This is a genomic window from Enterobacter cloacae complex sp. 394I7, from assembly GCF_057320345.1.
In genome coordinates, this window is the sequence record NZ_JBXWCR010000013.1 from 51,975 (window position 1) to 65,556 (window position 13,582).

A 13,582-nucleotide genomic window follows, 5' to 3' on the forward strand; every position below is an offset into this window, starting at 1 on the left:
CTGGCAAATGGGGTTAACGTGGCGCAGGCGGAAGTATTGAATCAGGAATCGCTGGCTAAACAGGTTTTGCATGAAACCTTTGGCTACCAGCAGTTCCGCCCTGGCCAGGAAACCATCATTGAAACCGTGCTGGAAGGCCGCGATTGTCTGGTGGTCATGCCTACCGGCGGCGGTAAATCCCTCTGCTATCAGGTGCCCGCGCTGGTGCTCAACGGCCTGACGGTCGTGGTATCGCCTCTTATTTCCCTGATGAAAGATCAGGTCGATCAGCTCCTTGCCAACGGCGTGGCGGCGGCCTGTCTTAACTCCAGCCAGACCCGCGAGCAGCAGCAAGAGGTCATGGCCGGTTGCCGTACCGGGCAGGTTCGCCTGCTGTATATCGCGCCGGAACGTCTGATGCTGGATAACTTCCTCGATCATCTGTCGCACTGGAATCCGGTCCTGCTGGCGGTGGATGAAGCCCACTGTATCTCCCAGTGGGGACATGATTTCCGCCCGGAATATGCGGCGCTCGGCCAGCTCCGTCAGCGTTTTCCCGAACTGCCGTTTATGGCACTCACCGCGACGGCAGATGACACCACGCGTCAGGATATCGTCCGGCTGCTGGGGCTGAACGATCCGCTGATTCAGGTCAGCAGCTTCGACCGCCCGAACATCCGCTACATGCTGATGGAAAAATTCAAGCCGCTGGATCAGCTTCTGCGCTACGTGCAGGAGCAGCGCGGGAAGTCCGGCATCATCTACTGCAACAGCCGCGCGAAGGTGGAAGACACGGCCGCGCGCCTGCAGAACCGTGGTTTTAGCGCCGCCGCTTACCATGCCGGGCTGGAAAACGCGGTTCGCGCCGATGTGCAGGAGAAATTCCAGCGCGATGACCTGCAGATTGTGGTGGCGACGGTGGCGTTCGGAATGGGGATCAACAAGCCGAACGTGCGCTTCGTCGTACACTTCGACATTCCGCGCAATATCGAATCGTACTACCAGGAAACCGGCCGCGCCGGGCGTGATGGACTGCCTGCAGAAGCCATGCTGTTTTACGATCCGGCCGACATGGCGTGGCTGCGCCGTTGTCTGGAAGAGAAACCGCAGGGCCAACTGCAGGATATCGAACGCCACAAGCTCAACGCGATGGGCGCGTTTGCCGAAGCGCAAACCTGCCGCCGTCTGGTGCTGCTCAACTACTTTGGCGAGGGGCGTCAGGAGCCGTGCGGCAACTGCGATATCTGTCTTGACCCACCAAAGCAATACGATGGCCTGATGGATGCGCGCAAAGCGCTCTCGACCATCTATCGTGTGAACCAGCGCTTCGGCATGGGCTACGTGGTGGAAGTGTTGCGTGGGGCGAATAACCAGCGTATCCGCGATATGGGACACGATAAGCTGCCCGTCTACGGTATCGGCAAAGACCAGAGTCACGAGCACTGGGTGAGCATCATCCGTCAGCTGATTCACCTGGGCTTTGCCACGCAAAACATTGCCCAACACTCCGCGCTTCAGCTTACCGAAGCGGCACGTCCGGTGCTGCGCGGGGATATCGAACTGAAGCTCGCGGTTCCGCGCGTTGTCGCCCTGAAGCCGCGGGTGATGCAAAAATCGTACGGCGGCAATTACGACCGCAAGCTGTTTGCCAAACTGCGCAAGCTGCGTAAAGCCATTGCTGATGAAGAGAACATTCCGCCCTACGTGGTCTTCAACGATGCGACGCTTATCGAGATGGCAGAGCAGACGCCGCTCAGCGCCAGCGAAATGCTCAGCGTCAACGGTGTTGGTACGCGCAAGCTGGAGCGCTTTGGCAAAGAGTTTATGGCGCTTATCCGCGCTCATGTCGACGGTGACGATGAGGAGTAGTCAGCCAGCCTAAAAAATGTCAGGATGGTGACTCACTTAATTATTTCCCTGCGAGTTAATTATGTTAATGCTATTTCTTACCGTGGCGTTAGTGCACATCGTTGCGCTCATGAGCCCGGGCCCTGACTTTTTCTTCGTGTCACAAACCGCCGTCAGCCGCTCCCGCAAAGAAGCGATGATGGGGGTACTGGGTATCACCATGGGCGTTATGGTCTGGGCGGCCGTGGCGCTGCTTGGTCTGAACCTGATTCTGGCGAAGATGGCCTGGTTGCACAACATCATCATGGTTGGCGGGGGGCTTTACCTTTGCTGGATGGGCTACCAGATGCTGCGCGGGGCGTTGAAGAAAGAAGAGAAAAAGCCGGAAGAGCCGAAAGTTGAGCTGGCAACGGGCGGCCGGAGTTTTATTAAAGGGCTGCTCACCAACCTGGCGAACCCAAAAGCGATTATCTATTTCGGCTCCGTGTTCTCCCTGTTTGTGGGTGACAACGTGGGTGCGGGTGCGCGTTGGGGCATCTTCCTGCTGATCGTGGTGGAAACTTTTGCGTGGTTTACCGTGGTTGCCAGCCTGTTTGCCTTACCGGCGATGCGCCGCGGTTACCAGCGTATTGCGAAGTGGATTGACGGCTTCGCCGGCGCGTTGTTCGCCGGCTTTGGCATTCATCTCATCATTTCTCGCTAAGCATGACGCGCTGACGCAAGCAGCGCGCCTACCAGCATAAACAGCGAACCAAAGATTTTGTTCAGGGCCTTCATCTGCTTAGGCCCTTTAATCCACACCGCAATCCGCTGCGCCAGCGTCGCGTAACCAATCATCACGATGATATCGACAACAATGGTGGTCGCACCCAGCACCACGTACTGCATGACCTGTGGCTGATGCGGGACGATAAACTGCGGGAACAGCGCGGCGAGGAAAACAATACTTTTCGGGTTGGTCAGGTTCACAAACACCGCGCGTTTAAACAGGCGTCCGCGTGTTTGCGTCTGGGCGAGCGTATTAAGATCAATTGAGCCTGCTGCACGCCACTGCTGAATACCGAGCCAAATCAGGTACGCGGCACCGGCCCATTTCAGCACATCAAAGGCCAGTACCGAGCGGGAGAACAGCGTACCCAGACCAATGCCCACCAGCACGATATGAATGCCCAGACCGGTCTGCAAACCGGCAATGGACGCCGCGGCACCGCGATAGCCGTGGTTGATGGAGGTGGTCATGGTGTTAATGGCGCCTGAACCTGGGGAAAGGCTAAGGATGATGGATGTCAGCAGATAAGCGAACCACCACTCGAAGGTCATTTGAAACTCCCGAATTGTCTGTTTTTATGCCACAATACGCTATTGTTACGTCATTTTGTGACCGGTGACGAAAAAACGATATTCCTTGGCTTACGGGGGTGGAAACCCGATGTTTCAGCAGAAAAAGGACTGGGAAACACGAGAAAACGCATTTGCTGCTTTCTCTATGGGGCCGCTGACCGATTTCTGGCGTCAGCGTGAGGAAGATGAGTTTACGGGTGTTGGCGATGTCCCGGTACGCTTTGTGCGTTTCCATGATGAGAAAAACGATCGGGTGATCGTGGTTTGTCCGGGACGTATCGAGAGCTACATCAAATACGCTGAACTGGCCTATGACCTGTTCCATCTGGGCTTCGATGTGTTGATTATCGACCATCGCGGGCAGGGGCTTTCTGGCCGCTTATTGTCGGACACGCATCGCGGTCATGTGGATAACTTCAGCGATTACGTCGACGATCTTGCCGCCTTCTGGCAGCAGGAGGTTCAGCCGGGCCCGTGGCGTAAGCGCTATATTCTGGCGCACTCTATGGGTGGGGCGATTTCGACGCTGTTTTTACAGCGCTATGACCACCAGTGTGATGCCATTGCGCTTACCGCGCCAATGTATGGCATCGTCATGCGTTTTCCGGACTGGATGGTGCGCCATATTCTCGACTGGGCTGAGGGCCATCAGCGCATTCGTGAAGGGTATGCCATCGGGACAGGGCGCTGGCGCGCGCTGCCGTTTGCCCTCAACGTATTGACCCATAGCCGGCAGCGTTATCGCCGTAACCTGCGTTTTTATGCCGATGAACCGCGCCTGCGCGTCGGTGGCCCGACATATCACTGGGTGCGGGAAGGGATCCTTGCCGGTGAACAGGTGCTTGCTGGTGTTGGTAAAGATGATACGCCGACACTTCTGATTCAGGCTGAAGAAGAGCGTGTGGTGGATAACCGCATGCATGACCGCTTTTGTGAACTCCGCGCTGCCGCCGGTCACCCTTGCGAAGGGGGTAAACCGCTGGTCATCAACGGCGCGTACCATGAGATCCTTTTTGAAAAGGACGCTATGCGCTCAGTCGCGCTCAACGCCATTGTTGAATTTTTCGACAGGCATAATTGATTGTTGTTTTACCACCAGAGGTTGAAATCCCTATGTACCAGGTTGTTGCATCTGATTTAGATGGCACGCTGCTTTCGCCCGATCATACCCTGTCGCCTTACGCGAAAGAGACCTTAAAGCTTCTGACCGCCCGCGGAGTGAACTTCGTGTTTGCCACCGGCCGCCACCACGTGGACGTGGGGCAGATCCGCGATAATCTTGAGATCAAATCGTACATGATCACCTCCAACGGTGCGCGCGTGCACGATACCGATGGCAACCTGATCTTTACGCATAACCTGGATCGCGACATTACCGCCGATCTGTTCGGCGTAGTGCATAACAACCCGGACATTATCACTAACGTTTATCGCGATGACGACTGGTTCATGAATCGCCATCGCCCGGATGAAATGCGTTTCTTCAAGGAAGCGGTATTTAACTATTCCCTGTACGAGCCAGGCCTGCTGGAGCCGGAAGGGATCAGCAAGGTGTTCTTTACCTGCGAAAGCCACGAAGCGTTGTTGCCGCTGGAACAGGCGATTAATGCGCGTTGGGGTGACCGCGTCAACGTGAGTTTCTCGACCCTGACCTGTCTGGAAGTTATGGCGGGGGGTGTTTCCAAAGGGCACGCGCTGGAAGCCGTAGCAAAACGTCTGGGCTTCGAACTGAAAGACTGTATCGCCTTCGGTGATGGCATGAACGACGCCGAGATGCTCTCTATGGCGGGCAAAGGCTGCATTATGCAGAATGCACACCAGCGTCTGAAAGACCTGCACCCGGAACTGGAAGTGATTGGGTCTAACGCTGACAACGCGGTACCAAAATACCTGCGCAAACTGTTCCTTGAATAATCTTCATTTGATTGTTTATTGCTCAGTTGTCAACTAAAGAGTTCGCTACAATGCCTGTCCTTCTTTCTGAGAGACAAGCATTGTGGCGCTACTCATTATTACCACTATCCTGTGGGCCTTCTCTTTTAGCCTGATTGGCGAGTACCTCGCCGGGCACGTCGACAGCTACTTCTCGGTGCTGATGCGCGTGGGGCTGGCGGCGCTGGTATTCCTGCCCTTCCTGCGTACACGCGGGCAATCGCTGAAGACCATTTTGCTGTACATGCTGGTGGGGGCGATGCAGCTCGGCATCATGTACCTGTTCAGCTTCCGGGCTTACGTCTACCTGTCTGTCTCTGAATTTCTGCTTTTCACCGTGCTTACGCCGCTCTATATCACGCTGATTTACGATCTGCTCAGCAAACGTCGTTTGCGCTGGGGATATCTGTTGAGCGCGGCGCTGGCGGTGATCGGGGCGGCGATTATTCGCTACGACAAAGTGAGCGACCACTTCTGGACCGGGCTGATGTTCGTGCAGCTGGCGAACCTCAGCTTTGCCATCGGTATGGTCGGGTACAAGCGCCTGATGGAAACCCGTCCGATGCCACAGCATAACGCGTTCGCCTGGTTCTATATGGGGGCAGCTATCGTCGCGGTGGCGGCATGGTTTATGCTCGGCAACCCGCAAAAGCTCCCGACGACAAGCCTGCAGTGGGGCGTTCTGGTCTGGCTGGGCGTGGTGGCATCGGGGCTGGGGTACTTCATGTGGAACTACGGCGCTACGCAGGTAGACGCCGGTACGCTGGGGATCATGAACAACGTGCATGTGCCTGCAGGGCTGCTGGTGAACCTTGCCATCTGGCAGCAGCAGCCTCACTGGCCGAGCTTCCTTATTGGGGGAGCAGTGATTCTGGCTTCGCTGTGGGTCCATCGCCGTTGGGTCGCTCCGCGCTCCGCACAAACGGAAGATGGTCGCACGCGTGGTTCCGCGCAGAGCGAATAAACGCTTCCGTAATCGGCTGACGCTGCTCGCCATCGCGCACGGCGGCGTACAGCCGGCTCCATAGTCCCTCACCCAGGGTTTTAGTGACAACCAGACCCTGGCGTTCAAAACTCTCCACAACCCAGTGTGGTAGCGCCGCGATGCCCATTCTGGCAGCAACCATCTGAATCAACAGCAGGGTGTTATCCACGCTTTTGAGCTGCGGGCTAATGCCGGCTGGCTGCAGGAAATGACGCCAGATATCCAGCCGACTGCGCTGTACCGGGTAAATCAGCAGCGTTTCACTGGCTAAATCTTCCGGGGTGATACGCGTTTTACTGGCCAGCGGATGATCCGGAGCCAGCACCAGCCGTACCTCATAATCAAACATTGGCGAATAGTGCAGGCCGCTGCGGGGCAGAATGTCTGAGGTCATCACCAGATCCAGTTCGCCCTGCTGGAGCGACGGCTGCGGGTCGAACGTCACGCCGGATTTGAAATCCATCTCCACCTGCGGCCACCTCTGGCGGAAGTTCTCAAGCGCGGGTGTCAGCCATTGAATACAGCTGTGACACTCAATGGCGATACGCAGCCTGGTTTGCTGCGGCTCGTTACAGGACTGCAGCGCGCTGGCTATTTGCGGCAGCACCTGATTAGCCAGCTGCAGCAGGATCTCGCCCTGAGGCGTAAAGCGTAGCGGCTGGCTCTTACGCACAAAAAGACGAAAGCCGAGGCGTTGTTCCAGATCGCTGAACTGGTGAGAAAGGGCGGACTGGGTCTGGTGCAGCGTGGCTGCCGCCGCCGCGAGAGAACCGCAATTTCGCAACGCTTGTAGCGTTTTCAGGTGTTTAATCTCGATCATGAAAGTCCTTCACTTCGCCATGAACATTTTGCGCTTGAGGAATATACAGTAACTGCCAATTATGGATGTGTAAACATCTGGATGGCTAAATACCAAAAATTCACAGGGGACACACCATGACAATTCGCAATCACACTCTCGGTTTCCCTCGCGTTGGCCTTCGCCGCGAGCTGAAAAAAGCGCAGGAAAGTTACTGGGCAGGTACCTCTGGCCGTGAAGAATTGCTGGCAGTGGGCCGCGAACTGCGTGCGCGCCACTGGGAACAGCAAAAGCAGGCGGGCATTGACCTGCTGCCCGTGGGCGATTTCGCCTGGTACGACCATGTTCTGACCACCAGCCTGCTGCTTGGCAACGTGCCGGCTCGTCATCAGAACAAAGATGGATCGGTAGATATCGACACCCTGTTCCGCATTGGCCGTGGTCGTGCGCCAACGGGAGAGCCTGCGGCAGCGGCGGAAATGACCAAGTGGTTCAACACCAACTATCACTATATGGTGCCGGAATTTGTGAAAGGCCAGCAGTTCAAACTGAGCTGGACCCAGTTGCTCGACGAAGTCGATGAAGCGCTGGCGCTGGGCCACCAGGTGAAACCGGTATTGCTGGGGCCGGTAACGTATTTGTGGCTGGGTAAAGTGAAAGGCGAGCAGTTTGACCGTCTCAGCCTGCTGAACGATATTCTGCCGGTCTACAAACAGGTGCTGATTGAACTGGGTAAACGCGGAATTCAGTGGGTGCAAATCGATGAGCCTGCACTGGTGCTGGAGCTGTCGCAGGCGTGGCTAAAAGCGTTTAAACCCGCTTACGATGCCCTTACTGGTCAGGTGAAGCTATTGCTGACCACCTATTTTGAAGGCGTGACGCCGAACCTGAGTACTATTACTGCGCTGCCGGTTCAGGGTCTTCATGTTGACCTGGTCCACGGCAAAGATGACCTGGCCGAACTGCACAAACGTCTGCCCGAAGAGTGGCTACTCTCGGCCGGACTGGTGAATGGCCGTAACGTCTGGCGCGCCGATCTGAGCGAGAAATATGCACAGATTAAAGATATCGTCGGCAAACGTGAGCTGTGGGTGGCCTCCTCCTGCTCTCTGCTGCACAGCCCAATCGATCTGAGTGTGGAAACCCGTCTGGATCCCGAGGTGAAGAGCTGGTTTGCCTTTGCGCTGCAAAAATGTGAAGAGCTGGCGCTGCTGCGTGATGCGTTAAATAGCGGTGACACCACGGCCATTACCGACTGGAGCGCCCCCATTCAGGCGCGTCGTCATTCGGCACGCGTCCACAACCCGGCGGTCGAAAAACGTCTGGCGGCCATTACCGCGCAGGACAGCCAGCGTCAGAGCCCCTATGAGGTGCGTGCCGAAGCCCAGCGTGCCCGCTTCAACCTGCCAGCGTGGCCAACCACCACCATCGGCTCCTTCCCGCAGACGACGGAGATCCGCGGCCTGCGTCTGGATTTCAAAAAAGGCAACCTCGATGCGAATCACTACCGCACCGGTATCGCTGAGCACATCAGACAGGCGATTGTTGAGCAGGAACGTTTAGGTCTGGACGTGCTGGTACACGGTGAAGCCGAGCGTAACGATATGGTGGAATACTTCGGCGAACATCTGGACGGTTTCGTCTTTACGCAGAACGGTTGGGTGCAGAGCTATGGTTCCCGCTGTGTGAAGCCACCGGTGGTGATTGGTGACGTCAGCCGCCCGCAAGCGATCACCGTAGAGTGGGCAAAATTCGCCCAGTCCCTGACCGACAAACCGGTGAAAGGGATGCTGACCGGCCCGGTGACGATCCTCTGCTGGTCCTTCCCGCGTGAAGATGTGACCCGTGAAACCATCGCCAAACAGATTGCGCTGGCGCTGCGTGATGAAGTGGCCGATCTGGAAGCGGCGGGTATCGGCATCATCCAGATTGATGAACCGGCGCTACGCGAAGGTTTGCCGCTGCGTCGCAGTGACTGGGATGCTTATCTGAAGTGGGGTGTGGAGGCTTTCCGCCTCAACGCCGCGGTCGCGAAAGACGACACGCAGATCCACACCCACATGTGTTACTGCGAATTTAACGACATTATGGATTCGATTGCCGCGCTGGATGCCGACGTGATCACCATCGAAACGTCGCGTTCAGACATGGAACTGCTGGAGTCCTTCGAAGAGTTCGAGTATCCAAACGAAATTGGGCCGGGTGTCTACGACATCCACTCCCCGAACGTACCGAGCGTGGAGTGGATTGAGAGCCTGCTGAAAAAAGCCGCCCAGCGGATCCCGGCTGAGCGCCTGTGGGTCAACCCGGACTGCGGACTGAAAACCCGCGGCTGGCCGGAGACCCGCGCGGCACTCGCGAACATGGTCAGGGCGGCGCAGAATTTGCGTCAGGCCTGATAAATCCGAAGCCCGGCAAGGCGTAGCCGCGACCGGGCTTTTGTTTTACGCTTTTTTCCCGCCGTACTGGCTGAACCATGCCAGCATCCGCTGCCAGCCATCTTTAGCCGATTCCGCGTGATAGCTCGGACGATAGTCGGCATTAAAGGCGTGGCCGGCATCCGGGTAAACGATGATTTCAGCTTTTGCATTGGCTGCACGGAGCGCATGGCGCATGGTCTCTACCGTATCAAGCGGGATCCCGGTGTCCTGGCCGCCATACAGCCCTAAGACTGGGGCATTTAACTCGGTGGCGATATCAACGGGATGCTTCGGCGAGTTCAGCGTTTTCTCCCCCACCAGTTTGCCGTACCAGGCAACGGCGGCTTTAAGCTGCGGATTATGTGCGGCATACAACCAGCTGATACGTCCTCCCCAGCAGAAACCCGTCACCATCAGACGATGTGCGTCGCCGCCATTGCGCGCAGCCCAACTGGCCACGTGGTCCAGATCGGCCAGTACCTGTGCATCCGGCACTTTGCTGACCAGGTTGCTGAACAGCGTCGGTATATCACTGTAGTCGTTCGGATCGCCCTGACGGAAATAGAGCTCTGGCGCAACGGCCAGATAACCTTCCAGCGCCAGACGGCGGCAAAGGTCGCGAATATGTTCGTGAACGCCGAAAATTTCCTGAACCACAATCACGATGGGCAGCGGGCCGTCGGCCGATTTTGGCCGCGCGTGGTAAGCAGGCATATTCTCCCCCTGCGAGGGGATGGAGGTCTCACCTGCCGTAATGGCCTCTTCAGGTGTTGAGACGATGGTTGATGCATGAGGGGCCGCTGCAGGTGCAAAACCGGTTTTTTCAGTCATGGCATTCTCCGTACCAATGAGTTAGCGCAAAGGTAAATATAGTCACCAGGTTAACAATTCACAGTGCCTGAAACGGTCTATCTTTTGTGCAGCACCTGACGATATAACTTGTTAATGTGATGTGAATCACTATTTCATGGAAATTTACTGCAATCATTTTCATTCATGGTGAGATGTGTCACGTAATTCTGCTTACTGCTTCTGTAAAGTACCTTTTTACTTCTTCTGACTAACCGACCCACAGAGGAGTCACCTATGTCTAAGTCTGATGTTTTTCATCTCGGCCTCACTAAAAACGATTTACAAGGGGCTACGCTGGCTATCGTCCCGGGCGATCCTGAGCGTGTGGAAAAGATCGCCGCGCTGATGGATAAGCCGGTTAAGCTTGCTGCCCATCGTGAATTCACCACCTGGCGCGCTGAGCTGGATGGCAAAGCGGTGATCGTCTGTTCTACCGGTATCGGTGGCCCGTCCACCTCAATTGCTGTTGAAGAGCTGGCGCAGCTGGGCATTCGTACTTTCCTGCGTATCGGGACTACCGGTGCCATTCAGCCGCATATCAACGTTGGCGACGTGCTGGTGACAACCGCTTCCGTGCGTCTGGACGGCGCGAGTCTGCACTTTGCCCCTATGGAATTCCCGGCGGTGGCGGATTTCGAATGCACCACCGCACTGGTTGAAGCCGCGAAATCCGTTGGCGCAACCACCCACGTAGGCGTGACCGCCTCTTCTGATACCTTCTACCCAGGCCAGGAGCGTTATGACACCTTCTCCGGCCGCGTGGTAAGCCGTTTCAAAGGTTCTATGGAAGAGTGGCAGTCTATGGGCGTAATGAACTACGAAATGGAATCTGCAACCTTGCTGACCATGTGCGCAAGCCAGGGTCTGCGTGCCGGTATGGTGGCGGGCGTTATCGTCAACCGTACCCAGCAGGAGATCCCGAACGCGGAAACCATGAAGCAGACCGAAAGTCATGCTGTGAAAATCGTGGTTGAAGCAGCGCGTCGCCTGATCTAATCCCTTCTTATACGAAAAAAGGCCGACCCGTTCGGCCTTTTTTTTGCGTAGCGCCTCGCAGGAAAACCCTTTCAAACTGGACGTTTATACAGCACAATTCTATTTTGTGCAGGTAATACGTTGATGCAGGGGGCATTGTGGATATCTCAATCCTGATTTATGCAGTGATTGCGCTGGTGGGCGTGGGGGCAGGCTGGCTGATTTCCAGCTACCAGCACGCGCAACAAAAGGCCGATCAGCTGGCCGAGCGCGAAGAGATAGTCGCCGATTTAAGCGCAGCAAAACAGCAGGTTGCGCTGAGCGAACACTGGCGTGACGAATGCGAACTGCTCAACAACGAGCTGCGCAATCTTCGCGATATCAACACCTCACTGGAGGCCGATCTCCGCGAAGTGACTACCCGCCTCGAATCCACCCAGCTGCATGCGGAAGATAAAATCCGCCAGATGATGAACAGCGAGCAACGCCTCAGCGAGCAGTTCGAGAACCTCGCGAACCGCATTTTTGAACACAGCAACCGCCGCGTAGACGAACAAAACCGCCAAAGCCTGAATAGCCTGCTAACGCCCCTGCGTGAACAGCTGGACGGCTTTCGTCGTCAGGTACAGGACAGCTTTGGCCAGGAGGCTCGCGAGCGGCACACGCTGGCGCATGAAATTCGTAATCTTCAGCAGCTGAATGCGCAAATGGCGCAGGAAGCGGTCAACCTGACCCGTGCGCTGAAGGGCGATAACAAAACCCAGGGCAACTGGGGGGAAGTGGTGCTGACCCGCGTGCTGGAGGCCTCTGGCCTGCGGGAAGGGTATGAATACGAAACGCAGGTAAGTATCGAGAACGATGCTCGCTCGCGTATGCAGCCTGATGTGATTGTACGACTCCCGCAGGGCAAAGATGTGGTGATAGACGCCAAAATGACGCTGGTGGCTTATGAGCGCTATTTCAATGCGGAAGATGACTACACCCGCGAGTCGGCGCTGCAGGAGCACATCGCCTCCGTGCGTAACCACATTCGTCTGCTGGGCAGAAAAGACTACCAGCAGTTACCCGGCCTGCGCTCACTGGATTACGTCCTGATGTTTATTCCGGTTGAACCCGCGTTCTTGCTGGCGCTCGACAGACAGCCTGAACTGATTACCGAAGCCCTAAAAAATAACATTATGCTGGTGAGCCCCACCACGCTGCTGGTGGCATTGCGCACCATTGCCAACCTGTGGCGCTATGAACATCAGAGCCGCAATGCGCAGCAGATTGCCGATCGCGCCAGCAAGCTTTACGACAAAATGCGCCTTTTTGTGGATGATATGTCCTCGGTTGGGCAAAGCCTTGACCGCGCCCAGGATAACTATCGCCAGGCGATGAAAAAACTCTCTTCCGGGCGTGGCAACTTACTGGCGCAGGCCGAAGCATTTCGTTCCCTGGGTGTGGAGGTGAAGCGCGAGATTAATCCGGAATTAGTTGAGCAGGCCACCGCCCAGGATGAAGAGTTTCGCCTGCGCGAAGGCGCTGGCGAACAAAAGACAAACAGTGAAGACAATACGTTAGCGACAGATTTAACGTCAGACGAGCGTCCGGCACGTTTCTTTCGCGAAGGTTGAAACGTAGGGCAAACGCGCCCAATCTGTTACACTTCACGAACATTTTACTGATAAGCAGGCTCTGAGATGGTTGACGATTCACAAGACACGACGCACTTTGGCTTTCAGACTGTCGCCAAAGCGCAGAAAGCTGATATGGTGGCCCACGTATTTCATTCCGTGGCGGCGAAGTACGATGTGATGAATGACTTGATGTCGTTCGGCATTCATCGCTTGTGGAAGCGCTTCACCATCGACTGTAGCGGTGTGCGTCGTGGACAAACGGTACTGGATTTAGCCGGCGGTACAGGCGATTTGACAGCAAAATTCTCCCGTCTGGTGGGCGAAACCGGTCGCGTTGTTCTGGCAGATATTAACGACTCAATGCTCAAAATGGGACGTGAGAAGCTGCGTAACATCGGCGTGGTAGGTAATGTCGAGTATGTGCAGGCGAACGCCGAAGCGCTGCCTTTCCCGGATAATACCTTTGACTGCATCACTATCTCCTTCGGCCTGCGTAACGTCACCGATAAAGAAAAAGCGCTGCGCTCCATGTACCGCGTGTTAAAGCCGGGTGGACGCCTGCTGGTGCTCGAATTCTCCAAACCGATTCTTGAGCCGTTAAGCAAAGCTTACGACGCATACTCATTCCATGTACTGCCGCGCATTGGTGAGCTGGTGGCAAACGACGCGGAAAGCTACCGGTACCTGGCGGAATCTATCCGTATGCACCCGGATCAGGACACCTTAAAGGCCATGATGCAGGATGCGGAATTCGAGAACGTTGAGTATTTCAACATGACGGCAGGTGTCGTCGCGCTGCATCGCGGTTATAAGTTCTGAGTGGAGGTTTCCC

Annotated in this window: 12 protein-coding genes; 9 read left to right on the forward strand and 3 right to left on the reverse strand. The window is 56.0% G+C overall.

Annotated features, from left to right (window positions below):
• Nucleotides 1–18: 18 nt before the first annotated feature.
• Nucleotides 19–1,848, forward strand: coding sequence for an ATP-dependent DNA helicase RecQ (gene recQ, locus AC2FAP_RS23305; protein WP_025202782.1), 1,830 nt, complete (start codon nucleotides 19–21; stop codon nucleotides 1,846–1,848).
• A 61-nt stretch (nucleotides 1,849–1,909) separates the two neighbouring features.
• Entirely contained in the window at nucleotides 1,910–2,530 is a 621-nt protein-coding gene (gene rhtC, locus AC2FAP_RS23310; RefSeq protein WP_014172126.1) for a threonine export protein RhtC, read from the forward strand.
• On the opposite strand, the gene rhtB is transcribed toward rhtC, so the two are convergent.
• On the reverse strand, nucleotides 2,527–3,147 hold the full coding sequence (gene rhtB / locus AC2FAP_RS23315; protein WP_014172125.1) for a homoserine/homoserine lactone efflux protein: 621 nt from the start codon (nucleotides 3,145–3,147) through the stop codon (nucleotides 2,527–2,529). The two genes, rhtC and rhtB, sit on opposite strands and share 4 nt — an antisense overlap.
• A 109-nt stretch (nucleotides 3,148–3,256) precedes the next feature.
• On the opposite strand from rhtB, the gene pldB reads away from it, so the two are divergent.
• The 3 genes from pldB (at nucleotide 3,257) to AC2FAP_RS23330 (ending at nucleotide 6,064) form a co-directional block, all read left to right on the forward strand.
• Nucleotides 3,257–4,249: a lysophospholipase L2 gene (pldB, locus tag AC2FAP_RS23320; protein WP_020882879.1), complete on the forward strand. Its 993-nt coding sequence runs from the start codon at nucleotides 3,257–3,259 to the stop codon at nucleotides 4,247–4,249.
• A 32-nt stretch (nucleotides 4,250–4,281) separates the two neighbouring features.
• Complete coding sequence (gene yigL, locus AC2FAP_RS23325; RefSeq protein ID WP_485453023.1) at nucleotides 4,282–5,082, forward strand: sugar/pyridoxal phosphate phosphatase YigL; 801 nt, start codon at nucleotides 4,282–4,284, stop codon at nucleotides 5,080–5,082.
• 82 nt (nucleotides 5,083–5,164) lie between these two features.
• Complete coding sequence (locus AC2FAP_RS23330; protein ID WP_309164467.1) at nucleotides 5,165–6,064, forward strand: carboxylate/amino acid/amine transporter; 900 nt, start codon at nucleotides 5,165–5,167, stop codon at nucleotides 6,062–6,064.
• On the opposite strand, the gene metR is transcribed toward AC2FAP_RS23330, so the two are convergent.
• Complete coding sequence (gene metR / locus AC2FAP_RS23335) at nucleotides 5,952–6,905, reverse strand: HTH-type transcriptional regulator MetR (RefSeq protein ID WP_014172120.1); 954 nt, start codon at nucleotides 6,903–6,905, stop codon at nucleotides 5,952–5,954. The two genes, AC2FAP_RS23330 and metR, sit on opposite strands and share 113 nt — an antisense overlap.
• A gap of 116 nt (nucleotides 6,906–7,021) precedes the next feature.
• Between metR and metE the strand changes: the two genes are divergently transcribed.
• Nucleotides 7,022–9,283: a 5-methyltetrahydropteroyltriglutamate--homocysteine S-methyltransferase gene (gene metE / locus AC2FAP_RS23340; RefSeq protein ID WP_449541872.1), complete on the forward strand. Its 2,262-nt coding sequence runs from the start codon at nucleotides 7,022–7,024 to the stop codon at nucleotides 9,281–9,283.
• Nucleotides 9,284–9,328: 45 nt separating this feature from the next.
• Here the strand turns inward: metE and AC2FAP_RS23345 are convergent, their stop codons facing one another.
• Nucleotides 9,329–10,135: a dienelactone hydrolase family protein gene (locus tag AC2FAP_RS23345; RefSeq protein ID WP_014172118.1), complete on the reverse strand. Its 807-nt coding sequence runs from the start codon at nucleotides 10,133–10,135 to the stop codon at nucleotides 9,329–9,331.
• Nucleotides 10,136–10,390: 255 nt separating this feature from the next.
• Here AC2FAP_RS23345 and udp point away from each other — a divergent pair, with 255 nt between their 5' ends.
• From udp to ubiE, 3 genes are all read left to right on the forward strand, one after another.
• Nucleotides 10,391–11,152 carry a uridine phosphorylase gene (gene udp / locus AC2FAP_RS23350; RefSeq protein WP_003860792.1) on the forward strand — a complete coding sequence of 254 codons (762 nt, stop codon included), beginning with the start codon at nucleotides 10,391–10,393 and terminating at the stop codon, nucleotides 11,150–11,152.
• Between the two features lie 137 nt (nucleotides 11,153–11,289).
• Nucleotides 11,290–12,747, forward strand: a complete 1,458-nt coding sequence (gene rmuC, locus AC2FAP_RS23355; RefSeq protein ID WP_014172116.1) for a DNA recombination protein RmuC — start codon at nucleotides 11,290–11,292, stop codon at nucleotides 12,745–12,747.
• A gap of 66 nt (nucleotides 12,748–12,813) precedes the next feature.
• Nucleotides 12,814–13,569: a bifunctional demethylmenaquinone methyltransferase/2-methoxy-6-polyprenyl-1,4-benzoquinol methylase UbiE gene (ubiE, locus tag AC2FAP_RS23360; RefSeq protein ID WP_014172115.1), complete on the forward strand. Its 756-nt coding sequence runs from the start codon at nucleotides 12,814–12,816 to the stop codon at nucleotides 13,567–13,569.
• Nucleotides 13,570–13,582 lie beyond the last annotated feature (13 nt).

Coding starts and splice junctions, on each gene's coding strand:
- rhtC (WP_014172126.1), top strand. CDS start 1,910: ATGTTAATGCTATTTCTTACCGTGGCGTTAGTGCACATCGTTGCGCTC.
- rhtB (WP_014172125.1), bottom strand. CDS start 3,147: ATGACCTTCGAGTGGTGGTTCGCTTATCTGCTGACATCCATCATCCTT.
- pldB (WP_020882879.1), top strand. CDS start 3,257: ATGTTTCAGCAGAAAAAGGACTGGGAAACACGAGAAAACGCATTTGCT.
- yigL (WP_485453023.1), top strand. CDS start 4,282: ATGTACCAGGTTGTTGCATCTGATTTAGATGGCACGCTGCTTTCGCCC.
- metR (WP_014172120.1), bottom strand. CDS start 6,905: ATGATCGAGATTAAACACCTGAAAACGCTACAAGCGTTGCGAAATTGC.
- metE (WP_449541872.1), top strand. CDS start 7,022: ATGACAATTCGCAATCACACTCTCGGTTTCCCTCGCGTTGGCCTTCGC.
- AC2FAP_RS23345 (WP_014172118.1), bottom strand. CDS start 10,135: ATGACTGAAAAAACCGGTTTTGCACCTGCAGCGGCCCCTCATGCATCA.
- udp (WP_003860792.1), top strand. CDS start 10,391: ATGTCTAAGTCTGATGTTTTTCATCTCGGCCTCACTAAAAACGATTTA.
- ubiE (WP_014172115.1), top strand. CDS start 12,814: ATGGTTGACGATTCACAAGACACGACGCACTTTGGCTTTCAGACTGTC.